The organism is Pseudomonas sp. A-RE-22, from assembly GCF_019956035.1.
GTDB lineage: Bacteria > Pseudomonadota > Gammaproteobacteria > Pseudomonadales > Pseudomonadaceae > Aquipseudomonas > Aquipseudomonas brassicacearum.
Genome location: NZ_JAHBCZ010000014.1, coordinates 23,845 through 49,804 on the forward strand (window position 1 = coordinate 23,845; position 25,960 = coordinate 49,804).

At 62.4% G+C, this 25,960-nt stretch carries 21 protein-coding genes and 3 tRNA genes; 22 read left to right on the forward strand and 2 right to left on the reverse strand.

What is annotated here, in order from left to right:
• Positions 1-10 precede the first annotated feature (10 nt).
• The 3 genes from KGA89_RS09270 (at position 11) to KGA89_RS09280 (ending at position 2,104) form a co-directional block, all read left to right on the forward strand.
• A complete protein-coding gene (locus tag KGA89_RS09270) occupies positions 11-460 on the forward strand; it encodes an acyl-CoA thioesterase (protein ID WP_003203876.1) in 450 nt (149 codons plus the stop codon).
• A gap of 112 nt (positions 461-572) precedes the next feature.
• Positions 573-1,532, forward strand: coding sequence for a tRNA dihydrouridine synthase (locus KGA89_RS09275; protein WP_003203874.1), 960 nt, complete (start codon positions 573-575; stop codon positions 1,530-1,532).
• Positions 1,533-1,651: 119 nt separating this feature from the next.
• Positions 1,652-2,104 carry an Hsp20 family protein gene (locus KGA89_RS09280; RefSeq protein WP_003203872.1) on the forward strand — a complete coding sequence of 151 codons (453 nt, stop codon included), beginning with the start codon at positions 1,652-1,654 and terminating at the stop codon, positions 2,102-2,104.
• 206 nt (positions 2,105-2,310) lie between these two features.
• On the opposite strand, the gene KGA89_RS09285 is transcribed toward KGA89_RS09280, so the two are convergent.
• Both KGA89_RS09285 and KGA89_RS09290 read right to left on the reverse strand, forming a co-directional pair.
• Positions 2,311-5,589, reverse strand: coding sequence for a PAS domain S-box protein (locus tag KGA89_RS09285; protein ID WP_223471344.1), 3,279 nt, complete (start codon positions 5,587-5,589; stop codon positions 2,311-2,313).
• 68 nt (positions 5,590-5,657) lie between these two features.
• Positions 5,658-6,548, reverse strand: coding sequence for a LysR family transcriptional regulator (locus tag KGA89_RS09290; RefSeq protein WP_223471346.1), 891 nt, complete (start codon positions 6,546-6,548; stop codon positions 5,658-5,660).
• 156 nt (positions 6,549-6,704) lie between these two features.
• On the opposite strand from KGA89_RS09290, the gene leuC reads away from it, so the two are divergent.
• The 19 genes from leuC (at position 6,705) to KGA89_RS09385 (ending at position 25,828) form a co-directional block, all read left to right on the forward strand.
• Positions 6,705-8,123, forward strand: a complete 1,419-nt coding sequence (gene leuC, locus KGA89_RS09295) for a 3-isopropylmalate dehydratase large subunit (RefSeq protein ID WP_003203866.1) — start codon at positions 6,705-6,707, stop codon at positions 8,121-8,123.
• Positions 8,124-8,134: 11 nt separating this feature from the next.
• Positions 8,135-8,779 carry a 3-isopropylmalate dehydratase small subunit gene (leuD, locus tag KGA89_RS09300; protein ID WP_003203864.1) on the forward strand — a complete coding sequence of 215 codons (645 nt, stop codon included), beginning with the start codon at positions 8,135-8,137 and terminating at the stop codon, positions 8,777-8,779.
• Between the two features lie 142 nt (positions 8,780-8,921).
• A complete protein-coding gene (locus tag KGA89_RS09305; RefSeq protein ID WP_003203861.1) occupies positions 8,922-9,686 on the forward strand; it encodes a class I SAM-dependent methyltransferase in 765 nt (254 codons plus the stop codon).
• A gap of 66 nt (positions 9,687-9,752) precedes the next feature.
• Entirely contained in the window at positions 9,753-10,835 is a 1,083-nt protein-coding gene (gene leuB, locus KGA89_RS09310) for a 3-isopropylmalate dehydrogenase (RefSeq protein WP_223471348.1), read from the forward strand.
• A gap of 54 nt (positions 10,836-10,889) precedes the next feature.
• Positions 10,890-12,002, forward strand: a complete 1,113-nt coding sequence (gene asd, locus KGA89_RS09315; RefSeq protein WP_003203857.1) for an aspartate-semialdehyde dehydrogenase — start codon at positions 10,890-10,892, stop codon at positions 12,000-12,002.
• A gap of 253 nt (positions 12,003-12,255) precedes the next feature.
• Positions 12,256-13,266 carry an aspartate-semialdehyde dehydrogenase gene (locus KGA89_RS09320; protein ID WP_223471350.1) on the forward strand — a complete coding sequence of 337 codons (1,011 nt, stop codon included), beginning with the start codon at positions 12,256-12,258 and terminating at the stop codon, positions 13,264-13,266.
• A 210-nt stretch (positions 13,267-13,476) separates the two neighbouring features.
• A complete protein-coding gene (locus tag KGA89_RS09325) occupies positions 13,477-16,071 on the forward strand; it encodes a FimV/HubP family polar landmark protein (RefSeq protein ID WP_223471351.1) in 2,595 nt (864 codons plus the stop codon).
• A 371-nt stretch (positions 16,072-16,442) separates the two neighbouring features.
• A complete protein-coding gene (gene truA, locus KGA89_RS09330; protein WP_223471386.1) occupies positions 16,443-17,267 on the forward strand; it encodes a tRNA pseudouridine(38-40) synthase TruA in 825 nt (274 codons plus the stop codon).
• A 63-nt stretch (positions 17,268-17,330) separates the two neighbouring features.
• Positions 17,331-17,963, forward strand: a complete 633-nt coding sequence (locus tag KGA89_RS09335) for a phosphoribosylanthranilate isomerase (protein WP_223471352.1) — start codon at positions 17,331-17,333, stop codon at positions 17,961-17,963.
• Between the two features lie 252 nt (positions 17,964-18,215).
• Entirely contained in the window at positions 18,216-19,136 is a 921-nt protein-coding gene (accD, locus tag KGA89_RS09340; RefSeq protein ID WP_003203847.1) for an acetyl-CoA carboxylase, carboxyltransferase subunit beta, read from the forward strand.
• Positions 19,133-20,440: a bifunctional tetrahydrofolate synthase/dihydrofolate synthase gene (folC, locus tag KGA89_RS09345; RefSeq protein ID WP_223471353.1), complete on the forward strand. Its 1,308-nt coding sequence runs from the start codon at positions 19,133-19,135 to the stop codon at positions 20,438-20,440. Before accD ends, folC begins: the two co-directional genes overlap by 4 nt.
• Positions 20,424-21,110 (forward strand): SPOR domain-containing protein, encoded by a 687-nt coding sequence (locus KGA89_RS09350; RefSeq protein ID WP_223471354.1) that lies wholly within the window; start codon positions 20,424-20,426, stop codon positions 21,108-21,110. The genes folC and KGA89_RS09350 overlap by 17 nt, the downstream gene beginning before the upstream one ends.
• A gap of 89 nt (positions 21,111-21,199) precedes the next feature.
• Positions 21,200-21,760 carry a CvpA family protein gene (locus KGA89_RS09355; RefSeq protein WP_003179770.1) on the forward strand — a complete coding sequence of 187 codons (561 nt, stop codon included), beginning with the start codon at positions 21,200-21,202 and terminating at the stop codon, positions 21,758-21,760.
• A 41-nt stretch (positions 21,761-21,801) separates the two neighbouring features.
• Positions 21,802-23,307 carry an amidophosphoribosyltransferase gene (purF, locus tag KGA89_RS09360; protein WP_003203840.1) on the forward strand — a complete coding sequence of 502 codons (1,506 nt, stop codon included), beginning with the start codon at positions 21,802-21,804 and terminating at the stop codon, positions 23,305-23,307.
• Between the two features lie 58 nt (positions 23,308-23,365).
• Positions 23,366-24,577, forward strand: coding sequence for an O-succinylhomoserine sulfhydrylase (locus tag KGA89_RS09365; protein WP_223471355.1), 1,212 nt, complete (start codon positions 23,366-23,368; stop codon positions 24,575-24,577).
• A complete protein-coding gene (locus KGA89_RS09370) occupies positions 24,574-25,347 on the forward strand; it encodes an SDR family oxidoreductase (protein ID WP_003203835.1) in 774 nt (257 codons plus the stop codon). The genes KGA89_RS09365 and KGA89_RS09370 overlap by 4 nt, the downstream gene beginning before the upstream one ends.
• A gap of 103 nt (positions 25,348-25,450) precedes the next feature.
• Positions 25,451-25,526 (forward strand) — tRNA-Val (locus KGA89_RS09375).
• Positions 25,527-25,584: 58 nt separating this feature from the next.
• Positions 25,585-25,661: transfer RNA gene (locus KGA89_RS09380), tRNA-Asp, on the forward strand.
• Between the two features lie 90 nt (positions 25,662-25,751).
• Positions 25,752-25,828 (forward strand) — tRNA-Asp (locus tag KGA89_RS09385).
• The last annotated feature ends 132 nt before the right edge of the window (positions 25,829-25,960 follow it).

Sequence of the window (25,960 nt, forward strand, 5' to 3'; positions counted from 1 at the left end):
GGAGAGGGGCATGGGCTGGGATCGCGCAACACCGTTCATTATTGATCTTCAGGTAAATGCCGAAGACATCGACGGGCTGGGCCACGCCAACAACGCGGTGTACGTCAGCTGGCTCGAGCGCTGTGCCTGGCGCCATTCCCAGCGCCTGGGCCTGGATCTGGTGGAGTACCGGCGCCTGGACCGGGCCATGGCAGTGGTGCGACATGAAATCGATTACCTGGCAGCCGCCTATGAAGGCGACGAACTGCAATTGGCGACCTGGATCGTCGACTGGGACCAGCGGTTGAAGATGACCCGGCATTTCCAGCTGATTCGGCCCAGCGACAACACCACGCTGCTGCGGGCCCAGACCACCTTCGTCTGCATCGAATTGTCCACCGGCAGGCCCAAGCGCATGCCGCCGGAATTCATCGAAGGTTATGGTCCTGCGTTGAAACCATCCGGGGTCCTCACCGACTGATCCATCGTCATCGCGAGCAAGCTCGCTCCCACAGGGTTTGGTGGTGGACTCCGATGTTGTGGGCAAAATCCGGTAAACTGCCGCACGTTTTTTCGTTCGAGTGTGTGTTTCCATGCAAATTGCCCTGGCGCCCATGGAGGGGTTGGTCGACAACATCCTGCGGGATGTCCTGACCCGTGTTGGCGGGATCGACTGGTGTGTCACCGAGTTCATCCGTGTCAACGACCGCCTGCTCACGCCGGCCTATTTCCACAAGCTCGCCCCTGAGTTGCTGACCGGTGCCCAGACGGCTGCCGGTGTGCCGCTGCGGGTGCAGTTGCTCGGGTCCGATCCGGTGTGCCTGGCGGAAAACGCGGCGCTGGCGTGCGAGTTGGGTTCGGAGGTTATCGACTTGAACTTCGGTTGCCCGGCCAAGACCGTGAACAAATCCCGGGGCGGGGCGGTGTTGCTCAAGGAGCCGGAACTGCTCAACGAAATCGTCGAGCACGTGCGCCGTGCGGTGCCAAAACACATCCCGGTCACCGCCAAGATGCGCCTGGGTTTCGATAGCCCGGACGGTGCGCTGGTGTGTGCCACGGCACTGGCCGAAGGCGGCGCGGCGCACATCGTGGTGCATGCGCGGACCAAGGTCGATGGCTACAAGCCTCCGGCCCACTGGGAGTGGATTCCCCGGGTGCAGGAAGTGGTCAAGGTGCCGGTGTTCGCCAATGGCGATATCTGGAGCGTCGAGGATTGGCGCCGTTGCCGCGAAATCAGCGGTGTCGAAGACATCATGCTCGGTCGTGGTCTCGTTTCCCGTCCTGACCTGGCCCGGCAGATCGCCGCCGCCCGGGCCGGTGAGGACGTGGTCGAGATGTCCTGGGCCGAGCTGCAGCCGATGCTCCAGGACTTCTGGGTGCAAGTGGTCGAGCAGTTGACACCGCGCCAGGCCCCGGGCCGGTTGAAGCAGTGGCTGGCGATGCTGACCCGCAATTACCCAGAAGCGGTGGCGCTGTTTACCGCTTTGCGCCGGGAAACCGACCTGGACGCGGTTGGCCATCTGCTGGGGGTGCAGCGCACCGAGGCGGCCTGAAAAAAATTCAGAAAAAGCTCTTGAAAAGTTTTTGGCAGTCCCTAGATAGGGGTTACGCGATGCCGAATTCGGGTCGCGGAGACAAAAAAACTTGCTGAATTTTTCAGGAGATTTGAATCATGAGTACTGCATTTTCGCTGGCCCCGCTGTTCCGTTCCTCGGTAGGTTTCGACCGTTTCAACGATTTGTTCGAAACCGCCCTGCGCAACGAGCCGGGCAGCAGCTATCCACCCTACAACGTGGAAAAACATGGTGATGACGAGTACCGCATCGTAGTCGCCGCCGCCGGGTTCCAGGAAGAAGACCTGGACCTGCAAGTGGAAAAAGGTGTGCTGACCATCAGTGGCGGCAAGCGTGAAGCCAGTAACGACAGCGTCACCTACCTGCACCAGGGCATCGCCCAGCGTGCGTTCAAGCTGTCCTTCCGGTTGGCCGATCATATCGAGATCAAGTCCGCCGGCCTGAGCAACGGTCTGTTGAGCATCGACCTGCTGCGGGTGATCCCGGAAGAGGCCAAGGCCAAGCGCATCCCGATCAACGGAGCGCAGCAGCAACCCGCGCTGCAAAACTGATGCAGCGTAAATGAAGAAGGGCGCCAAATGGCGCCCTTTTTCATTGTGGAGATCAGTGGAAGATTAATTGTGGCAAGGGGGTTGTGGGAGCAAGGTTTGCCCGCGATAAAAGCGATGCGGTCCTTCAGAAACCGGGTCGCCTGCAGTCGCGAGCAAGCTTTGCTCCCACATAAAACCTCCTCGCCACAAAGGCCCCGTGTTCCAAGTTATGGCAACAACCGCTCAAACGCCTCCAGCGGCAACGGCCGGCTATGCAAATAACCCTGGTACAAATGACAACCAAGCCCCTGCAGGAAGTGCAATTGCTCCAGGGTCTCCACGCCTTCGGCAATCATGATCAGGTTGAGGCTACGAGCCATGGCGACGATGGCGCGGATGATTTCGGCGTCGTTGGGGTCGCTGGTGGCGTCGCGCACGAACGACTGGTCGATTTTCAGTGTGTCCACCGGCAGGCGCTTGAGGTAGGTCAGCGACGAATAGCCAGTGCCGAAATCATCCATGGCAAAGCTCACCCCCAGTTTCTTGAGCCGGCGCATCTTGGCGATGGTGTCCTCCAGGTTCTGGATCACGATGCCTTCGGTGATCTCCAGTTTCAGCAGGGAGAAGGGCAGGCCGTGAGTGACGAGGCTATTTTCGATGCGTTCGACGAAGTCGCTCTGGCGAAATTGCCGTGGGCTGATGTTCACGCACAGGCTGAATTGTTGGGGATCAATCTTGCCCTTGGCGATCAGTTGCTTGAAGCCGTCGCAGGCTTCATCGAGGATCCAGGTCCCGACTTCCAGGATCAGGCCGCTGTCCTCCAGCACTTTGATGAATTCGTTGGGCGACTGGGCGCCCAGCTCCGGGTGATGCCAGCGCACCAGGGCTTCGGCGCCGATGATGCGGTTGTCCCGGGCATCGACCTGAGGCTGGAAATGCACGCTGAACTCGCCACGGGCCAGGGCAAGGCGCAGGTCGGTCTCCATGCGCAGCCGTTCGCTGGCGGCTTTTTGCATGGTGGTGTGAAACATCTGCGAGGTATTGCGCCCCGAGTCCTTGGCGCGGTACAGCGCAATGTCGGCGCGCTTGAGCAAATCAGTGGGCGTGGAACCGTGGTCGGGAATCAGCGCCATACCGATGCTCGGCGTGACCTGCAGTCGCTGGCCATCGAGAAACATCGGTTCCGAAAGCAGTTCGCGCAGGGTGTCGGCCAGGGTCCGCACTTGCTTGCTGACTTCGTTGCGCGAGCCTTCCAGGCCGCTGAGCAGCACCACGAATTCATCGCCACCCAGCCGTGCGACGGTGTCTTCCAGGCGCACGCTGGCTTCCAGGCGCGCGGTGATGATCTTCAGCACGGTGTCGCCCACCGGGTGACCGAGGGAGTCGTTGATGTGCTTGAAGTGGTCCAGGTCGAGAAACAGCAGGGCGCCGCGCAGGTTGTGGCGTTTGAGCAGGGCGATCTGCTGGCTCAGCCGGTCCATCAGCAAGGCCCGGTTGGGCAGGTTGGTCAATGGGTCGTGGTAGGCCAGGTGACGGATCTGGGCTTCGGCATTGCGCAACAGGCTCACGTCCCGGGCGGTCAGCAGCAGGCATGCGGTTTCATTGAGGGTGATAGGCTCGACTGACACCTCCACCGTAAGGATTTCCCCCCGTTTATTGCGCCCGAGCATCTCCTGGTGGACTACGCGGCCCTTGAGATGCAGCTCGGCCAGCAAGGCGGCCCGCTGTTTTTCTTCGGCCCAGATCCCCACTTCGTAGACGGTGTGCCCGATCACTTCGTCGGCGCGGTAGCCGGTCAACCGGCAGAAGCCGTCGTTGACCTCGAGGTAACGACCGCTTTCGAGTTCCGTGATGGTGATGGCGTCGGGGCTGGAATGAAACGCCTTGGCGAATTTCTCTTCACTGGCCTTGAGGGCGGCTTCGGAGCGTTGTTGCTGGGTGATGTCGCGCAAGGTCGTGACGATGCAGGGCTGGTTGCCGACGTTGATCTGCCGGCTGGAAATCACGCAGGTCAATGGCTGGCCGTTCTTATGGTGAACGACGATGGCGACATTGCTCAGCGATTGTTCGCGGATCACCCGTTCGATGCGTTGCAGGCTACTGCCCGAGGCATCCCAGAGGCCGATTTCGTCGGCGTCGAGACCAATCACGTCGCTGGCGGTCCAGCCGAAGGTCTGGGTGAAACTGGAGTTGATCTCGAGGAACCGGCCACTGTCCTGGTGGGTGACGCAGATGGGGTCGGGGCTGACCTGGAACAGCGTGGCGAATTTCTCCTCCGAGGCGGCCAGGCTCTGCTCGCGCTCCACCTGGTCGGTGATGTCGAGCAAGGTGCCGGCCATGCGCAAGGGGCTGCCGTCGTCGTTGCGGTAGAGGCGGGCGCGGCTTTCCAGGTAGCGCGAGCTGCCGTCCGGCAGTTGCACGCGGTAGGTCAACTGATAGTTGCCCGCCGGGCCTTCGCGCAGGCTGCGATAGGCATTGCGCATGTTGTTGCGTTCTTCCGTGGGGACGCCTTCGAAAAACGCATCGAACGATTCGTGGAACGGCTTGGGCTCCAGGCCATGGAGTTGCGCGGCCCGGGCCGAGCCGTAGAGCATGCCGCTGGGAATGTGCCAGTCCCAGGTGCCCAGTTGCGCGGAGTCGAGGGCCAGGTCCAGGCGTTCCTGGCTGTCCTTGAGGGCCTGTTCGGCGAGTTTGTGCTCGGTGGTGTCGAGGAAGGTGCTCAACAGGTAGGGCTGGCCCTCCAGTTCGACTTTCTGCGCGCTGAGCAGGCCGGTGTGGATCTGGCCGTTGCTGGCCCGCAGCTCCACCTCCATGCTAGCCAGTTCGCCCCTGGCCTTGATGGCCTCCAGCAGTTTTACCCGTTGCCCGGGGTCGACCCACAAGCCCAGTTCCAGGGTGGTGCGGCCAATCACATCGTGCAGCGGCCAGCCGAACAGGCTTTCGAAATACTGGTTGGCCTCGCTGATCATCCCGTCTTCCTGGCGGGTCAACAGCACCATGTTCGGGCTCAGGTGAAACAGCGTGGCAAAGCGTTTTTCCGAGCTGCGCAGCGCCTGTTCCCGCTCGCGCTGATGGGTGATTTCACGGATCACCCCGATCATGCGCGGGCGACCGTGCTTGTCGGGCAGCACGCTGCCGCTGATCTCCAGCCAGTGCAGGCTGCCATCGGGCCAGACGATGCGGTGGTGCATGGCCTGTTCCAGCGGCGCCCCGGCCACTGCCGCATGAAAGGCACGCAGGGCCTTGGCTCGGTCTTCGGGTAGCAACAGGTCCAGGTAATCCACATCCGCTGGCAATGGCTGGCGCGGATCGAAGCCGAACAGGGCCTGGGTGCCTCGGGACCAACTGATCTTCCCAGTCTCGATGTCCCACGACCAGGCCCCCAGCCGCGCACCGTTCAGGGCGGCCAGCAACTGCGGCGCGCTGTCCCAGCTCTGCTCGGACCGTTTCGGGTCGAGCGCCTGGATGCGTGGCATGGGCGGGAGGTGGTCAGCGGGTTTGGGCATTATCTCGCGAGCCTTGAGCGGGGTTGGGCGTTAAGCACAGGCTTCAGGCCCTACAGGCGCGGCACAACCTATGCCCTTGTCCCTGGCAAATCGATTTGTGCGTCCAGTAAGGCCATGAAAGCCCGTGCGGCGTTCGACAGCGTCCGTTCGGTGTGCAAGATATAGCCTAGCTGGCGACTGAGTTGTATGCCCGGCAAAGGAATGCGCGCCACCTGTTCGTCGAGCATGGTGCGCGGCAAGACGCTCCAGGCCAGGCCGATGGAGACCATCATTTTTATGGTTTCCAGGTAATTCGTGCTCATGGCGATGTTCGGCATCAGGCCCTGGGCTTCGAACAGCCGTCGCACGATGTGATGGGTAAACGTGTTGCCCCCCGGGAAAACCGCCGGATGCAAGGCAATGTCCGCCAGGCTGACCGCACCGTTTTCCAGCAATGCGTGTTCCGGGGCGACCACGAAATCCAGGGGGTCGTCCCACACCGGCGTGGCCCGTACCAGCGTGTGGGGTTCGGGGGCGAGGGTGATGACGGCCAGTTCCGCCCGGCCATGGAGGATTTCTTCGTAGGCCACTTCCGAATCCAGGAACTGGATATCCAGCGCCACCTGGGGGTAGCGTCGGGTGAATTCCCGCAATAACGGTGGCAGGCGGTGCAGGCCGATGTGGTGGCTGGTGGCGAGCGTCAGACGCCCGGTCACTTCGCCGCTCAGGTTGGTCAGGGCGCGGCGGGTGTCGTCCAGCACGTTGAGGATCTGATAGGCCCGTGGCAACAGGGCCCGGCCGGCCTCGGTCAGGCCCACTTCACGGCCAAGGCGGTCGAACAGGCGTACCTTGAGTTGTTGCTCGAGGCCGGCAATGCGCTTGCTGATAGCCGGCTGGGTCAGGTGCAGGCGTTCGCCGGCGCCGGAGAAACTGCCCGTCTCGGCGATGGCTATAAAGGCATTGAGGTTGGCGAGGTCCATGGCGGTTCCGGTCGAATTCCAGTTGGTTATGCAAAGTATGAAAAATATGAATTTGAGTTATTTAATGTAACCCCATAGGATCAGCCTCACAAGCCAAGGGGTTATTGATTCGTTCAAGGCCCGGGGCATAGAAACAAGCTGATGAGGAACCGTCTGATGGCCGGCAAAACGCTCTACGACAAGCTCTGGGATTCGCATTTGGTCAAGCAGCGCGACGATGGCTCGGCGCTGATCTACATCGATCGTCACATCATCCACGAAGTGACTTCGCCGCAAGCCTTCGAAGGCCTGCGCCTGGCCGGGCGCAAGCCTTGGCGCATCGATGCCAACATCGCGACCCCGGACCACAACGTACCGACCACCCCGGAGCGCAAGGGCGGCATCGAAGCCATTGCCGACCAGGTCTCGCGCTTGCAGGTCCAGACCCTCGACGATAACTGTGACGAATACGGCATCGTCGAATTCAAGATGAATGACGTGCGCCAAGGCATCGTCCACGTCATCGGCCCGGAGCAGGGCGCGACCTTGCCTGGCATGACCGTGGTCTGCGGCGATTCGCACACCTCGACCCACGGTGCTTTCGGGGCCCTGGCCCATGGCATCGGCACCTCCGAGGTGGAGCATGTGCTCGCCACCCAATGCCTGGTCGCCAAGAAAATGAAAAACATGCTGGTGCGCGTCGAGGGCAAGTTGCCGTTCGGTGTGACCGCCAAGGACATCGTCCTGGCGGTGATCGGCAAGATCGGCACCGCCGGCGGTAACGGCCATGCCATCGAGTTCGCCGGCAGCGCGATCCGCGACTTGTCCGTCGAAGGCCGCATGACCATCTGCAACATGTCCATCGAGGCCGGTGCCCGCGTTGGCCTGGTGGCCGCTGATGAAAAAACCGTGGAATACGTCAAGGGTCGTCCGTTCTCGCCAAAAGGCGCGGAATGGGACATGGCGGTCGAGGCCTGGAAAGACCTGGTGTCGGATGCCGATGCCAAGTTCGACACCGTGGTCGAGCTCGACGCCACGCAGATCAAGCCGCAAGTCAGCTGGGGCACTTCGCCTGAGATGGTGTTGGCGGTGGACCAGAACGTACCGGATCCGGCCAAGGAAATGGACCTGGTCAAGCGCGACTCCATCGTCCGCGCCTTGAAATACATGGGCTTGAGCGCCAACCAGGCGATCACCGATATTCAGCTCGACCGCGTGTTCATCGGTTCCTGCACCAACTCGCGGATCGAAGACCTGCGCGCTGCGGCAGTGATCGCCAAGGGTCGCAAGGTTGCTTCGACCATCAAGCAGGCCATCGTGGTGCCGGGCTCGGGCCTGGTGAAGGCCCAGGCGGAAGCGGAAGGGCTGGACAAGATTTTCCTCGAAGCCGGTTTCGAATGGCGTGAGCCGGGGTGCTCGATGTGCCTGGCGATGAACCCGGACCGCTTGGAGTCGGGCGAGCATTGCGCCTCCACCTCCAACCGTAACTTCGAAGGCCGTCAGGGCGCCGGTGGCCGTACGCACCTGGTGAGCCCGGCCATGGCCGCGGCGGCGGCTGTCAACGGCCGTTTCGTCGATGTCCGCGAATTGATCTGAAGGAGCGCAGCATGAAAGCTTTTACCCAGCACACCGGTCTTGTCGCGCCTTTGGATCGTGCCAACGTCGACACCGACCAGATCATTCCCAAGCAGTTCCTGAAGTCCATCAAGCGCACCGGCTTCGGCCCGAACCTGTTCGACGAGTGGCGCTACCTGGATGTCGGCCAGCCGTACCAGGACAACTCCAAGCGGCCGTTGAACAAGGATTTCGTGCTCAACGCCGAGCGTTACCAGGGCGCCAGCGTGTTGCTGGCCCGTGAGAACTTCGGCTGCGGCTCGAGCCGCGAGCACGCGCCATGGGCCCTGGAAGAGTACGGTTTCCGCAGCATCATCGCGCCGAGCTATGCCGACATCTTCTTCAACAACAGCTTCAAGAACGGCTTGCTGCCGATCATCCTCAGCGATGCTGACGTGGATGAGCTGTTCCAGCAGGTCGAGGCCAACCCCGGCTATCAACTGCAGATCGACCTGGCCGCCCAGACCGTGACCCGTCCTGACGGCAAGGTACTGGGTTTCGAGATCGACGCGTTCCGCAAGCATTGCCTGCTCAATGGCCTGGATGACATCGGCCTGACCTTGCAGGACGGCGAGGCGATTGCCGCGTTCGAGGCCAAGCACCGGGCGAGCCAGCCTTGGTTGTTTCGCGATGCTTGATGGATTGATGTAGGCAGTACCGGCCCTATCGCGAGCAAGCTCGCTCCCACAGGTGTTTTGTGAACGCCAAAAATTCCCTGTGGGAGCGAGCTTGCTCGCGATGAGGCCCGCCCAGGCAACACAACACCAAAAGGAAGTCCCCATGACCAGCACCGCCCACAGTCAGGTTGTACAAAAGCAATTCGGTGAACAGGCCTCGGCCTATCTGAGCAGTGCCGTGCACGCCCAGGGCGCTGAATTCGCGCTGCTACAGGCTGCATTGGCCGGTCGTGGCGATGCCCGGGTGCTGGACCTGGGGTGCGGCGCCGGCCATGTGAGTTTCCACGTGGCGCCGCTGGCCGGTGAAGTGGTGGCTTATGATTTGTCCCAGCAGATGCTCGACGTGGTCGCCACGGCGGCTGCCGAGCGTGGCCTGGGCAATATCAGCACGGTATGCGGCGCCGCTGAGCGCCTGCCGTTCGCCGACGCTGAGTTCGACTTCGTGTTCAGCCGCTATTCGGCGCATCATTGGAGCGACCTGGGCCTGGCGTTGCGAGAAGTGCGCCGGGTGCTCAAGCCGGGCGGGGTGGTGGCGTTCATCGACGTCCTGTCGCCTGGCATGCCGTTGCTGGACACGTACCTGCAAAGCGTCGAAGTGCTGCGCGACACTAGCCACGTGCGCGATTATTCTGCCGGCGAGTGGTTGCGCCAGGTCAGCGAAGCGGGGTTGCACACCCGCAGCACCTCGCGCCAACGCCTGCGCCTGGAATATCGTTCCTGGGTCGAGCGCATGCGCACCCCCGAGGTGATGCGGGCGGCGATTCTCCAGCTGCAGCGCTCGATGGGTGACGAAGTGCGTGAATATTTTGAAATTGAGGCCGATGGTTCGTTCAGTACAGATGTACTGGTGCTGTGGGCCGAGCGATAGCATTTTTCCCGGCCAGGCGTTGGGTACAAAGCCCAGGCGTGTGCCGACAGAGCAAACGAGGAAAGCATGAGCAAGCAGATTCTGATTCTCCCAGGTGATGGCATTGGCCCGGAAATCATGGCCGAAGCGGTCAAGGTCCTGGAGCTGGCGAACGACAAGTACGGCCTGGGCTTCGAACTCAGCCACGACGTGATCGGCGGCGCAGCCATCGACAAGCACGGCGTGCCCCTGGCCGATGAAACCCTGGACCGTGCCCGTGCAGCCGATGCCGTGCTGCTGGGCGCCGTGGGCGGCCCGAAATGGGACAAGATCGAACGTGACATCCGTCCTGAGCGTGGCCTGCTGAAGATCCGCGCGCAACTGGGCCTGTTCGGCAACCTGCGTCCGGCGATTCTTTACCCGCAACTGGCCGATGCATCGAGCCTGAAGCCGGAAATCGTTGCTGGCCTGGATATCCTCATCGTTCGCGAGCTGACCGGCGGCATCTACTTCGGCGCCCCGCGTGGCACCCGTCAGCTGGATAATGGCGAGCGCCAGGCCTACGACACCCTGCCGTACAGCGAAAGCGAAATCCGCCGTATCGCCCGGGTTGGCTTCGACATGGCTCGCGTGCGTGGCAAGAAACTGTGCTCGGTGGACAAGGCCAACGTACTGGCTTCCAGCCAACTGTGGCGTGAAGTGGTCGAGCAGGTGGCCAAGGATTACCCGGACATCGAGCTGAGCCACATGTACGTCGACAACGCCGCCATGCAACTGGTGCGTGCGCCGAAGCAGTTCGACGTGATCGTCACCGACAACATGTTCGGCGACATCCTGTCCGACGAAGCGTCGATGCTCACCGGTTCCATCGGCATGCTGCCGTCGGCCTCCCTGGACGCCAACAACAAGGGTATGTACGAGCCGTGCCACGGTTCGGCGCCGGACATCGCCGGGCAGGGCATTGCCAACCCGTTGGCGACCATCCTGTCGGTGTCGATGATGCTGCGCTACAGCTTCAACTTGAACGATGCCGCCGACGCGATCGAAAAAGCCGTCAGCGTGGTCTTGGACCAGGGCTTGCGCACTGGTGATATCTGGTCGCAAGGTTGTACCAAAGTCGGTACGCAGCAAATGGGCGATGCAGTAGTCGCCGCGCTGCGGAATCTGTAATCTTTCGGGCCCACCGCTTCGACGGTGGCCCACTTTTGTATAGGTGTAGTTGCGATGAAACGTGTAGGTCTGATCGGTTGGCGCGGCATGGTCGGTTCCGTGCTCATGCAGCGAATGCTGGAAGAGCAGGATTTCGATCTCATTGAGCCGGTGTTTTTCACCACTTCCAATGTCGGTGGCCAGGGCCCGTCCGTGGGCAAGGACACCGGTGCGCTCAAGGATGCCTACAGCATCGAAGAGCTCAAGACGCTCGACGTGATCCTGACCTGCCAGGGCGGCGACTACACCAGCGAAGTCTTCCCCAAGCTGCGTGAAGCCGGCTGGCAGGGTTACTGGATCGACGCCGCTTCCAGCCTGCGCATGCAGGACGACGCGGTGATCGTCCTCGACCCGGTGAACCGCAAGGTCATCGACCAGCAGCTGGACGCGGGCACCAAGAACTACATCGGCGGCAACTGCACCGTCAGCCTGATGCTGATGGGTCTGGGCGGCCTGTTCGAAGCCGGTCTGGTGGAGTGGATGAGCGCCATGACCTACCAGGCAGCGTCCGGTGCCGGCGCGCAGAACATGCGTGAGCTGATCAAGCAGATGGGCGCCACCCATGCCGCCGTCGCCGATGACCTGGCCAACCCGGCCAGCGCCATCCTGGACATCGACCGCAAGGTCGCCGAGGCGATGCGCAGCGATGCCTACCCAACCGAGAACTTCGGCGTACCGCTGGCTGGCAGCCTGATCCCTTGGATCGACAAGGAACTGCCTAACGGCCAGAGCCGTGAAGAGTGGAAGGCCCAGGCCGAAACCAACAAGATCCTGGGTCGCTTCAAGAGCCCGATCCCGGTGGACGGTATCTGCGTGCGCATCGGCGCCATGCGCTGCCACAGCCAGGCGCTGACCATCAAGCTGAACAAAGACGTGCCGATCGCCGACATCGAAGGGTTGATCAGCCAGCACAACCCTTGGGTCAAGCTGGTGCCGAACAACCGCGAAATCAGCATGCAGGAGCTGAGCCCGACCAAGGTCACCGGCACCCTGAACGTACCGGTGGGTCGTTTGCGCAAGCTCAACATGGGTTCGCAATTCGTCGGCGCCTTCACCGTCGGCGACCAACTGCTGTGGGGCGCGGCCGAACCGCTGCGTCGCATGCTGCGGATCCTGCTCGAGCGTTGATCGATTGCTGCTGTGAAAGAACCCGTGCCTTGTGAGAGGTGCGGGTTTTTTATTGGGGGGCGGTTGTGTGTCAGGGCTGGCCTCATCGCGAGCAAGCTCGCTCCCACAGGTTTTGTGGCCACTGAAGACCCCATGTGGGAGCGAGCTTGCTCGCGATGAGGCCAGCCCAGGCACTGCAAAGCCTCCGGCCAATTGCCTGCATACCCACCACCCGGTAAAGTGCCGCTCCCCACGTTTTACCTGAGGTAGACCCATGAGCCAGTCCTTTGATATTGCCGTGATCGGCGCCACCGGTACTGTCGGCGAAACCCTCGTCCAGATTCTCGAAGAGCGGGACTTCCCGGTCGGCAACCTGCACCTGCTGGCCAGCAGCGAATCGGCAGGCAGCTCGGTGATGTTCCGCGGCAAAAACGTGCGGGTGCGCGAAGTCGACGAGTTCGATTTCAGCAAAGTCCAACTGGTGTTCTTCGCCGCCGGCCCGGCGGTGACCCTGAGTTCCGCCCCGCGGGCCACGGCGGCCGGTTGTGCGCTGATTGACCTGTCCGGCGCCTTGCCGCCCGAACAGGCGCCGCAGATCGTGCCGGAAGCCAACGCCCAGGTGCTCGCCGGTTTGAGCAAGCCGTTGCAGGTCGGTAGCCCCAGCGCCTCGGCCACGGCCTTGGCGGTCGTGCTGGCGCCGCTGCGCGAATGCCTGGACTTGCAGCGCATCAGCCTGACCGCCAGCCTCGCTGTGTCGGCCCAGGGCCGCGTGGCCGTGAGCGAATTGGCGCGCCAGACCGCCGAGCTGCTCAACGCCCGTCCGCTGGAGCCGAAATTCTTTGATCGGCAGATGGCGTTCAACCTGCTGGCCCAGGTCGGCATCCCGGACGAGCAGGGCCATACGCAGCTGGAAAAGCGCCTGGTCCGCGAGTTGCGCCAGGTGCTGAATCAACCTTTGTTAAAGATTTCCGTAACTTGCATTCAAGCCCCGGTGTTTTTTGGCGATAGCTTTAGCGTGACTGTGCAGTCTGCCAGTCCCATCGACCTGGCCAAGGTCAACGCGGCGTTGGAAGCGGCACCCGGTATCGAGCTGGTGGATGCGGGCGATTACCCGACGGCGGTGGGCGATGCGGTGGGGCAGGATGTGGTCTACGTTGGTCGTGTGCGCGGTGGGATCGACGATCCGGCGGAACTAAATATGTGGCTGACGTCAGATAACGTGCGCAAGGGCGCGGCGCTCAATGCGGTGCAGGTGGCTGAGTTGTTGATAAAAGACTTGCTGTAAAAGATACTTGGCATCAATTTGTCGAATGATTCTAGCTGGGCGCTATGCTTGGTCGGAATGCTGAAGGCGAACATCCCTCTGGGGGACTTTCCCGGGGCATGAGTGAAATGATCGCGCGCACCGTCGCTTCGGGGCTGCGCGTAATGCCTTACGGCAGCGGCATCAATACCTTCTCGCTGGCCGAGGAATGTTCAAACAAAGGAAGAGGCTATGGTTCAAGTTCGCAAACTGGTGTTAGCAATAGCGGCCGCCTCGGCGCTGTCCTCCGGTATGGCGCAAGCGCTCGGGCTCGGGGAATTGACCCTGAAGTCGACGCCGAACCAGCCTCTGGTCGCCGAGATCGAGTTGCTCGACGTCCAGCAACTGACCGCTGCCGAAGTCGTGCCGAGCCTGGCCTCGCCCGATGACTTCGCCAAGGCCGGCGTCGACCGCCAGGCCTTTCTCAATGACCTGAGCTTCACCCCGGTGATCAACGCCAATGGCAAGAGCGTCCTGCGGGTAACGTCCAGCCGGCCGCTGTCTGAACCGATGGTCAAGTTCCTGGTGCAGGTGATGTGGCCCAACGGCCGTCTGCTGCGCGACTACAGCGTATTGCTCGATCCTTCCAAATTCTCGCCACAGGCCGCCGACGCCGCCCGGGCGAAACCGCCTCAGGTGGTGTCCACGCCGGTCACCGGGGCGACCAAGCCTTCGCAATACACCACCACGCCGCGCGATACCCTGTGGGAAATCGCCGCCAAGGTGCGTAACGGTGGATCGGTCCAGCAAACCATGCTGGCGATCCAGGCGTTGAACCCGAACGCATTCATCAACGGCAACATCAACCTGCTCAAGACCGGCCAGGTATTGCGCCTGCCGGACCCGGTGCAAAGCACTGCATTGCCGCAACCCCAGGCCATCGCTGAAGTGGCTGCGCAGAACGCCGCCTGGCGCTCGGGTCGTCGTAGCGTGGCGGGTGCTGGCAAGCAGCAATTGGATGCTACCAAGCGTGGCCGTGGTGACGGCGCGCCGGCACAGGCTGCCGGCCGCGACAACTTGAGCCTGGTGTCGGCTGACTCAGCGAAGGCGGGCGGCAAGGGCAAGGGCGCTGCCGGCGATGCCCAGGCGCTCACCAACAAGCTTGCAGTCACCCAGGAAAGCCTCGACTCGGCTCGCCGGGATAACGAAGAACTGAAAAGCCGCATGGCGGATCTGCAGAGCCAACTGGACAAACTGCAGCGCCTGATCGAGCTGAAGAACAACCAACTGGCCAAGATGCAGGCCGAAGGTGCCGCCGTTCCTCCTGCTGGCGAGGCACCTCCTGCAATGTCCGCAGAGCTGACTCCTGCGCCAGCGGCACAGGCCCCGGCGGCTGCACCTGCGCCAGAGGCAGCCCCGGAAGCGACGCCGCCTGCCACTCCGGTCGAGCCGACGCCTGCCGCGTCCAACGAGCAAAAATACAACGACCTGCTGACCAATCCGATCCTGCTGGGATTGATTGGCGGCGGCGCGCTGCTCCTGCTGTTGTTGCTGTTGTTGCTCGCCCGTCGCCGCAAGGCCCAGCAGGAAGCGGAAAAACACTTGCGCATGGCCCGGGCCCTCGAGGAGGAGGCTGACTTCTCCCCGGAGCTCGATCTGCCCCCGAGCAGCTTCGAGGGCATTGATGTTCCGCCGCCAAGCGTAAAACTTGAGCCAAAACCCGTGCCTGCCCCTGCGCCAGTCCCCAAGCCGGCTCCAGTGGTTGCGCCTGTGGTGGTCACACCGCCTATCGCAGCGCCATTGGTGGCTCCGGCTGCCGAGCGCTCCGACGACGTGCTGCCCCAGGCCCAGTCCCATATCGATCGCGGCCGCTTGAACCAGGCCGCCGACCTGCTTGAACAAGGCATCAAGGCCGAGCCCCAGCGCAGCGACCTGCGCCTGAAGCTGATGGAAGTCTACGGTCAGCAGGGCGACCGCGACGCCTTCGTCGCCCAGGAACGCCAGTTGGTGGCCAATGGCGAAAACTTCGCCCAGGTCGAACAGCTGAAAAGCCGTTTCCCGGCCATGGTGATCGCCACCTCGGCAGGCTTGGCCGCCGCGACAGTGGCAGCAGAGCTGGACGCGCAGTACGTCAAGGAGCTGCTGGAAGACAAGACACCGACCGACGAAGAGCTGGACAGCGCCTTCGACCTGAGCCTGGATGACCTGGAAACGACCCCGGCTGCGCCGATGCCAGAGCCTGTCGCTGAGCTGGACGCGTTCCCGGAAGACGACGACCTGAGTTTCGAGTCGGTGCTCAAGCAGCAGACTGAAGCCAACGAAAGCCTGGACGACCTGTCGGAATTCGACCTGGACCTGGGCGCCGATGCGCCGACCCCGATCCCGGCGCTCGACGACGAAGACTTCCTGCTGGACCTGGGCGACGATCTCAAGGGCCTGGATTTGCCTGCGACTGAAGCGCCAGCCTTGGCTGACACCCCAGCCGACGATCTCGAACTGCCGGCGGACTTCGATCTGTCCCTGTCTGACGAAATGGACGCGCACGATGCGCCCAAGGATGCCTTCGAGTCCGAGCTGGATGATGTAAACGCCGAGCTGGATCGCCTGTCCGACAGCCTGGGCCAGCCGACGTTTACCGCCGAAGATGCCCTGGTCGGTGCTGAAGACGAGCCGGACTTCGACTTCCTTAGCGGTACCGACGAAGTGGCGACCAAGCTCGATCTGGCCCAGGCCTACATCGACATGGGCGACAACGACGGCGCCCGCGACATCCTCGGCGAAGTCCTCAGCGAAGGCGACGCCACCCAGAAGAGCGAAGCGCAGGAGATGTTGTCGCGCTTGGCTTGAGTCAGTGGTTATACAAGAATGGCAGCCGGTGAGGCTGCCGTTTCTGTTTGTGGCGGGATTTGCGGGTGTTTGGACTGGCCTCATCGCGAGCAGGCTCGCTCCCACAGGGGATTTGCGGTGGGAGCAAAGCTTGCTCTCGATGACCAAGGTACATTCAACATCAATGCAAGCTGACCCACCGCTATCGCGAGCAAGCTCGGCTCCCACAGGGGGGGTGGTGGGAGCAAAGCTTGCTCGCGATAGCGTCAGCTCATTCAACACAGGATCACCCGTCGGACTGGCATCCCAAGCCATCGGCCTTATAATGCCCGCCTTTGCGTACCTCAGCAGGCTGTAATTTCTTGGCAAACATAGACAACCCGGCCGCCGAAATGGCGGCCGACGGCTTTTTCCGGATCGCCTTGGGCGTTGAATACAAAGGCTCGCGCTATCGTGGCTGGCAGCGCCAGGCTTCCGGTGTATTGACGGTGCAGGAAACCCTTGAAAACGCCCTGTCCAAAGTCGCCGACTCGCCCGTGTCGCTGCATTGCGCCGGTCGTACCGATGCTGGTGTGCATGCCTGCGGCCAAGTGGTGCATTTCGACACCCAGGCCGAGCGCTCGATGAAGGCCTGGGTGATGGGCGCCAACATCAACTTGCCCCACGATGTCAGCGTCAGTTGGGCCAAGGTGATGCCGGCGCACTTTCATGCACGCTTCAAGGCCATCGCCCGGCGGTATCGCTACGTGATCTACAACGATCAGATCCGCCCGGCGCACCTGAACGAAGAAATCACCTGGAATCACCGCCCGCTGGACGTCGAGCGCATGGCCGAGGCCGCGCAATACCTGGTCGGCGTCCATGATTTCAGCGCCTTCCGTGCCGGCCAGTGCCAGGCCAAGTCGCCGATCAAAGAGTTGCATCACCTGCGCGTGACCCGTCACGGCAAGATGATCGTGCTCGACATCCGCGCCAGCGCGTTCCTGCATCACATGGTGCGCAACATTGCCGGCGTGCTGATGACCATTGGTGCTGGCGAACGGCCGGTGGAGTGGATCAAGGAAGTGCTCGACAGTCGCATCCGACGCTCCGGTGGCGTCACGGCGCACCCGTTTGGCTTGTACCTGGTACAGGTCGAATATCGCGATGAATTCGAGCTGCCGGAGCGTTACATCGGGCCACATTTCCTCACGGGCTTCTCGGAACTCGACGGCTGACGCCCTCCGCAGCATTTGCTACCATCCGGGACTTTCACGGATTTGCCTGAGGTTTTACCCACCATGCCGGTCGTTCGCAGCAAGATTTGCGGGATCACCCGCGTCGAGGACGCGTTGGCGGCGGTCGAGGCCGGGGCCGATGCCATCGGGCTGGTGTTTTACGCCAAGAGCCCGCGCGCGGTGACGGTGCAGCAGGCGAGGGCGATCATCGAGGCCCTGCCGCCGTTCGTGACCTCGGTGGGCCTGTTCGTCAATGCCAGTCGTTGCGAGTTGGGCGAAATACTCGATGCGGTGCCGCTGGGTTTGTTGCAGTTCCATGGCGACGAGGCCCCGGCCGATTGCGAGGGCTGGCATCGCCCATACATCAAGGCGTTGCGGGTCAAGGCCGGGGATGACATTGCCGCCAGTTGCGCAACTTTCGCCGGTGCCAGCGGCATTTTGCTGGACACCTATGTGGAAGGCGTTCCCGGAGGGACCGGTGAAGCGTTCGATTGGTCGCTGGTGCCCCAAGGCCTGGACAAACCGATTATCCTGGCCGGTGGCCTGACCGTGGACAACGTGGCTCAGGCCATTCGCCAGGTTCGCCCTTACGCGGTGGACGTGAGCGGAGGTGTGGAGCAGAGCAAGGGCATCAAGGACCCTGCAAAGATTCGTGCATTCATGGCCGCTGTGCGCAGTAGCCAGTCGTCAATGTGACGGCTGGCAGACTGCCGCCGTCCATACCAGCACTGTACAAAGCAGGCAGGTGCCGCCTCCGGGTGGGCCGATAGCGAAGTGGTAGCCGCCGTGCGGTTGCCGGGATGGCTGAGGAAGGTTGGGTTGCACGCAGGTCATGTTTTGCACTGACCGTGGCGGCCCCTCGACTCGCCGCACAATGAATTTAGCTCAAGGGCATACGCGGGGCCGCGAACCAAAGCGTTCGGGCCGCCGGTACTGGAGAAAGAAAGCATGAGCAACTGGTTGGTAGACAAACTGATCCCTTCGATCATGCGTTCCGAGGTGAAGAAAAGCTCGGTGCCTGAAGGTCTGTGGCACAAATGTCCATCCTGCGAGGCGGTGCTGTACCGTCCCGAACTGGAAAAGACCCTGGACGTTTGCCCCAAGTGCAACCACCACATGCGCATCGGCGCGCGTGCCCGTATCGACATTTTCCTCGATGCCGAAGGCCGTGTTGAGCTGGGTGCCGACCTGGAGCCAGTGGATCGCCTGAAATTCCGCGATGGCAAGAAATACAAGGACCGCCTGACCGCTGCCCAGAAGCAGACCGGCGAAAAAGATGCGCTGATATCCATGAGTGGCACCCTGCTGGGCATGCCGGTGGTGGTCTCGGCCTTCGAATTTTCCTTCATGGGCGGTTCCATGGGCGCCATCGTCGGTGAGCGCTTCGTTCGTGCCGCCAACTACGCTCTGGAAAACCGTTGCCCGATGATCTGCTTCGCCGCTTCCGGCGGTGCGCGGATGCAGGAAGCGCTGATCTCCCTGATGCAAATGGCCAAGACCTCCGCGGTGCTGGCGCGTCTGCGCGAAGAAGGCATTCCGTTCATCTCGGTGCTGACCGATCCGGTCTACGGTGGTGTTTCCGCCAGCCTGGCGATGCTGGGCGACGTGATCGTCGGCGAGCCGAAAGCCCTGATCGGCTTTGCCGGCCCGCGTGTGATCGAGCAGACCGTGCGTGAAAAACTGCCGGAAGGCTTCCAGCGCAGCGAGTTCCTGCTGGAGCACGGTGCCATTGACATGATCATCCATCGCCAGGAGCTGCGTCCGCGCCTGGGCAACCTGCTGGCACAACTGATGGGTCTGCCGACGCCGAAATTCGTCGCCGCACCGATCGAGCCGATCGTGGTTCCGCCAGTGCCTGCCGGGCTATGACCCAACGCACCCTGGGCGACTGGCTTGCCTACCTCGAGCAGTTGCATCCATCGGCCATCGACATGGGGCTGGAGCGCTCGCAAACGGTAGCGTCCCGCATGGGACTGGCCAAGCCGGCGCCCCGGGTCATCACCGTCACTGGCACCAACGGCAAGGGTTCGACCTGCGCCTTCGTGGCTTCGCTGCTGCGGGCCCAGGGGCTGAGCGTCGGTGTCTACAGCTCGCCGCACCTGCTGCGCTACAACGAGCGGGTGCAGGTGAACGGCGTCGAAGCCTCTGACGCCCAGCTGTGCGAAGCCTTTGCCGCGGTGGAAGCCGGGCGAGGCGATACAACCCTCACTTATTTCGAGATGGGCACCCTGGCGGCGTTCTGGTTGTTTGCCCATGCCGGTCTCGATGCGGTCGTGCTGGAGGTCGGCCTGGGCGGACGGTTGGATACGGTCAACCTGGTGGACGCAGACATTGCACTGGTCACCAGCATTGGCGTGGACCATGCCGATTACCTGGGCGATACCCGCGAATCCGTGGCCTTCGAGAAGGCCGGCATCTTTCGCCAGGGCGCGCCTGCGCTCTGCGGCGATCTCAATCCTCCCCAGCCGTTGCTGGACAAGGTTCGCGAATTGAACTGCCCGTTCTTTCTGCGCGGGCGGGATTTCGACCTGGCGATGACCGAGCAGCACTGGCAATGGCGCGGCAGCGACCTGCAGGGCAATCCGGTGGAATTGCACGATCTGCCCTTGCTGGACCTGCCGATGGAAAACGCCGCCCTGGCGCTCCAGGCCTACCTGTTGCTGGGCTTGCCATGGGATGCCGGGCAAATCGTCCAGGCGCTGCAGGCGACCCGTGTGGTCGGGCGCCTCGATCGTCGTCGGTTCGATTGGCAAGGCAAGCGTCTGAACCTGTTGCTGGATGTCGGCCATAACCCCCACGCGGCGCAGTACCTGGCCGAGCGCCTGGCACGGCGGCCCGTGGTGGGGCGGCGCCTGGCGGTGTTCGGGCTGCTGTCCGACAAGGATCTGGATGGCGTTGTCGAGGCGTTGGGTGCTAGTGTCCAGCATTGGGCGGTGACGCCACTGGATTCGCCGCGCTCGCGTACCGCGGCGCAGTTGCAGGAAGCCTTGCAGCGCCATGGCGCTTCAGTGCAAGCCTACGCTAGCGTGGCCGATGCCTTGGAAGGGCAGTGCGCCCTGGCGACGGCCGATGATGAAATCCTGCTGTTCGGATCATTTTTTTGTGTTGCCGAGGCCCTTCAATGGTTGGCCCGGCGCTCCACGGAGGAGGCTGCAGATGGCATTGCTGGATAAGGCGTACAAGCAGCGCATGGTCGGGGCCCTGGTGTTGGTGGCCCTGGCGGTGATTTTCCTGCCGATGCTGTTTTCCCGTCAGGACGAGCAACGCCAGGTCACGGTTGACGCGCCAGCCGCGCCCCAGGCGCCTTCGGTGCCGCCTGTGCAAGTCGAACCCGTGGCGGTGCCCGAGCCCCAGGCATTGCCTCAGGAACCTGTCCCGAGCGACGAGGAGCTGGCCGAGCAATCGGCGCCGTCGATGCCGATAGCGCCTGCACCTGCACCCGCAACGCCTGCGCCTGCCGCACCGAACAAGCCGTCAGTCGCTCCGGCTCCAGCCCCAGCCCCCGTTCCGGCCGCTCCAGCGGTCAAGCCGGCCCCAAGCCAGCCGATTACCGCCGCCACGACCAAGCCGGACACCACGCAAAGCCGCGTGGATGCCAATGGCCTGTCGGTCAGTTGGTCGGTGCAACTGGCCAGCCTGACCAGTCGCGAAAGTGCCGAGAACTTGCAGAAAACCCTGCGCAGCCAGGGCTACAACGCCTACATCCGTTCCGCCGATGGCAAGAATCGGGTGTTTGTCGGCCCGCTGATCGAGCGTGCCGAAGCCGACCGCCTGCGTGATCTGCTCAGCCGCCAGCAGAACCTCAAGGGTTTTGTGGTGCGCTTCCAGCCAGAGCGCGGCTGACAGCGATTTAGCTGATTTGAATCGTGCAGCTTACCGACAGCCCTGCGCTCTGCTAAAATGCGCCGCCTTATCCGTCCGTAGGCTGCACCGTGCCATTTACCTGGGTTGACTGGGCGATCGTTGCGATCGTCGCCATCTCCGCATTGATCAGTCTGAGCCGCGGCTTCGTCAAGGAAGCCCTCTCGCTGCTGACCTGGATCATCGCGGGAGTCGTAGCCTGGATGTTTGGTGGTTCGCTGTCCCAGTACCTCGCCGGATACATCGAAACTCCGTCGGCTCGCGTGATCGCGGGCTGTGCCATCTTGTTTATCGCCACCTTGCTGGTTGGCGCAATGATCAATTATCTGATCGGCGAACTGATTCGCGTCACCGGGCTTTCCGGGACGGACCGGTTCCTGGGCATGGCCTTTGGCGCCGCGCGTGGCGCGTTGCTGGTGGTCGTGGCCGTCGGGCTCTTGAGCCTGGGGCCGGTACAGCAGGATACGTGGTGGCAGGAGTCCCGGCTCGTGCCACAATTTCTATTGGTCGCAGACTGGTCCAAAAACCTGATCCTGGGTTGGAGCAGTCAGTGGCTTGCCAGCGGTATCAGCGTACCCGCTGAAATACCGTTCAAGGAACACCTCTTGCCGATGGCCAAAACGCCGCAGTAAGTGTTGTTCAGTTCAGATCCATTAAGTAGGGGTTGCGTCGCATGTGTGGCATCGTCGGTATCGTCGGTAAGTCGAACGTCAATCAGGCGCTGTATGACGCGCTAACCGTGCTCCAGCACCGCGGCCAGGACGCTGCCGGTATCGTGACCAGCCATGACGGCCGGTTATTCCTGCGCAAGGACAACGGCCTGGTGCGTGATGTGTTCCACCAGCGCCACATGCAGCGCCTGGTCGGTCACATGGGTATCGGCCACGTGCGCTACCCGACCGCGGGCAGCTCGACGTCGGCTGAAGCCCAGCCGTTCTACGTCAACTCGCCGTACGGCATCACCTTGGCGCACAACGGCAACCTGACCAACGTCGAACAACTGGCCAAGGAGATCTACGAATCTGACTTGCGCCACGTCAACACCAATTCCGACTCGGAAGTGATGCTCAACGTGTTCGCTCACGAACTGGCCCAGCGCGGCAAGCTGCAGCCTACCGAGGAAGACGTGTTCGCCGCCGTGACCGACGTGCACAACCGTTGCGTCGGCGGCTATGCGGTGGTGGCGATGATCACCGGCTACGGCATCGTCGGTTTCCGCGATCCCCACGGTATCCGCCCGATCGTGTTCGGCCAGCGTCACACCGACGAAGGCGTCGAATACATGATCGCCTCCGAAAGCGTGTCCCTGGACGTGCTGGGTTTCACCTTGATTCGCGACCTGGCCCCGGGCGAAGCGGTCTACATCACTGAAGACGGCAAGCTGCACACCCGTCAGTGCGCGACCAACCCGTCCTTGACCCCGTGCATCTTCGAACATGTCTACCTGGCGCGTCCGGACTCGATCATCGACGGCGTCTCGGTCTACAAGGCCCGCCTGCGCATGGGTGAAAAACTGGCCGACAAGATCCTGCGCGAGCGTCCGGATCATGACATCGACGTGGTCATCCCGATCCCCGACACCAGCCGCACTGCGGCCCTGGAGCTGGCGAACCACCTGGGCGTCAAGTTCCGCGAAGGTTTCGTGAAGAACCGCTACATCGGCCGGACCTTCATCATGCCGGGCCAGGCTGCACGGAAAAAGTCCGTACGCCAGAAGCTCAACGCCATCGAACTGGAATTCCGCGGCAAGAACGTGATGCTGGTGGACGACTCCATCGTGCGTGGCACCACGTGCAAGCAGATCATCCAGATGGCCCGTGAAGCCGGTGCCAAGAACGTGTATTTCTGCTCTGCGGCCCCGGCTGTGCGCTACCCTAACGTCTACGGCATCGACATGCCGAGTGCCCATGAGCTGATCGCTCATAACCGTACCACCCAGGACGTGGCCGACCTGATCGGCGCCGACTGGTTGATCTACCAGGACCTGCCGGACCTGATCGAAGCGGTCGGTGGCGGCAAGATCAAGATCGAGCACTTCGATTGCGCGGTATTCGATGGCAAGTACGTCACCGGCGACATCGACGAGGCCTACCTGAACAAGATCGAGAACGCACGTAACGATGCGTCCAAGGCCAAGACTCAGGCGGTCAGCGCGATCATCGATCTGTACAACAATTGATTAACCAACCGGCCCTGAGGGGCCGGTTTGCGTTTAAACCGATTTCAGGAGTGACAGCATGAGTCAGGATTGGGATGCCGGTCGGCTGGACAGCGACCTTGAGGGCGTAGCGTTCTATACCCTGGCGGTTCGCGCGGGTCAGCACCGTACACCGGAAGCCGAACATGGCGATCCGATGTTTTTCACCTCCAGCTACGTGTTCCGCACTGCTGCCGATGCAGCCGCACGGTTTGCTGGCGAAGTGCCGGGCAACGTCTACTCGCGCTACACCAACCCGACCGTGCGGGCTTTCGAGGAGCGCATCGCCGCCCTGGAAGGCGCCGAGCAAGCTGTGGCCACTGCCACCGGCATGGCCGCGATCATGGCCGTGGTGATGAGCCTGTGCAGCGCTGGCGACCACGTGCTGGTGTCGCGCAGCGTCTTCGGCTCGACCATCAGCCTGTTCGAAAAGTACTTCAAGCGCTTTGGCGTGGAAGTCGATTACGTGCCCCTGGCGGACCTGTCCGCTTGGGATGCGGCAATCAAGGCCAATACCAAGCTGCTGTTCGTCGAGTCGCCTTCCAACCCCCTGGCCGAGCTGGTGGACATCGCCGCGCTGGCGGAAATCGCCCATGCCAAGGGCGCCATGCTGGTGGTCGATAACTGCTTCTGCACCCCGGCGCTGCAACAACCGCTGAAGTTGGGCGCGGACGTGGTGGTGCATTCGGCAACCAAGTTCATCGACGGCCAGGGCCGTTGCATGGGTGGCGTGGTGGCCGGTCGTAGCGAGCAGATGAAGGAAGTGGTGGGCTTTTTGCGCACCGCAGGTCCCACTCTCAGCCCGTTCAACGCCTGGATCTTCCTCAAGGGCCTGGAAACCCTCGGCCTGCGCATGAAAGCTCATTGCGCCAATGCCCAGGCCCTGGCCGAGTGGCTGGAGCAGCAGGACGGCATCGAGAAAGTGCATTACGCCGGCCTCAAGAGCCATCCGCAACATGACTTGGCCTTGCGTCAGCAGCGCGGTTTCGGTGCGGTGGTGAGCTTTGAGGTCAGGGGGGGCAAGGAGGGCGCCTGGCGCTTCATCGACGCGACCCGGTTGATTTCCATCACCGCCAACCTGGGTGACACCAAGACCACTATCACCCACCCGAGCACCACGTCCCACGGTCGCCTGTCGCCCCAGGAACGTGAATCGGCGGGTATTCGTGACAGCCTGATCCGCGTTGCGGTCGGTCTGGAAGACGTGGCCGATCTGCAAGCCGACCTGGCCCGCGGGTTGGCGGCCTTGTGATCGAGCTGGCTACGCCGCCGAGCGGCACTCATGGCCGGGTTGCACTGGTTACGGGCGCCGCACGGGGCATCGGCCTGGGCATCGCTGCCTGGTTGATCTGTGAAGGCTGGCAGGTGGTGCTGACCGACCTGGACCGCGAGCGCGGTTCCAAGGTGGCGAAGACCCTGGGCGACAATGCCTGGTTCATCGCCATGGACGTGGCGGACGAGGCGCAGGTCGCCACCGGTATCGCCGAGGTGCTCGGGCAGTTCGGGCGGCTCGACGCGCTGGTGTGCAACGCGGCCATCGCCGACCCGCACAACATCACTCTGGAAAGCCTGGACCTGGCCTATTGGAATCGGGTCCTGGCGGTGAATCTGGGTGGGCCGATGCTGCTGGCCAAGCACTGCGCGCCGTATCTGCGCGCTCACAACGGCGCCATCGTCAACCTGGCCTCGACCCGCGCTGCGCAATCGGAACCCGACACCGAAGCCTATGCGGCGAGCAAGGGCGGCTTGCTGGCCCTGACTCATGCCCTGGCAATCAGCCTCGGGCCGGAGATCCGGGTCAACGCTGTCAGCCCTGGCTGGATCGACGCGCGCGATCCCTCCCAGCGTCGTGCACAGCCGCTGACCGACGCCGATCACGCCCAGCATCCAGCGGGCAGGGTAGGTACGGTAGAGGACGTGGCGGCGATGGTGGCGTGGCTGTTGTCGCGCAATGCCGGTTTTGTCACGGGGCAGGAGTTCGTGGTGGACGGCGGCATGACCAAGAAAATGATTTATACGTAAGTGCGGTTGCGGGTGCCGTTTGAAACTGTTTTGAAAAAACTTCAACCCTGCTATTGACTTAGCTTCGGTACCTGCGTAAATTTCGCGGCCTCAACGAAGCAAAGGGTGATTAGCTCAGCTGGGAGAGCGTCTGCCTTACAAGCAGAATGTCGGCGGTTCGATCCCGTCATCACCCACCATGTTTTACGAGAGTTTTGCGAAAGCAAGACGGAAGCTGTCAAAAGCCTCCACCGACGCGCAGCGGTAGTTCAGTCGGTTAGAATACCGGCCTGTCACGCCGGGGGTCGCGGGTTCGAGTCCCGTCCGCTGCGCCATATTTTCCGAAGTAGGCTTCGCCTGGTTCGAGATTCAAGCCCAAGGGTTTGGATCAGACGAGTTAACTGGACGCAAGTTCATAGCGATACGCAGCGGTAGTTCAGTCGGTTAGAATACCGGCCTGTCACGCCGGGGGTCGCGGGTTCGAGTCCCGTCCGCTGCGCCATATCTGCTTCGAGGCCCACTGAACGCCTTGAAGCTAAGAAGCAAGCTGCAAAGCTACTTCTAGTCGATAGCAAAGACCCTGGTCGAAAGACCGGGGTTTTTTGTTTTTGCGATTTGAAAGATTGGAACAGGC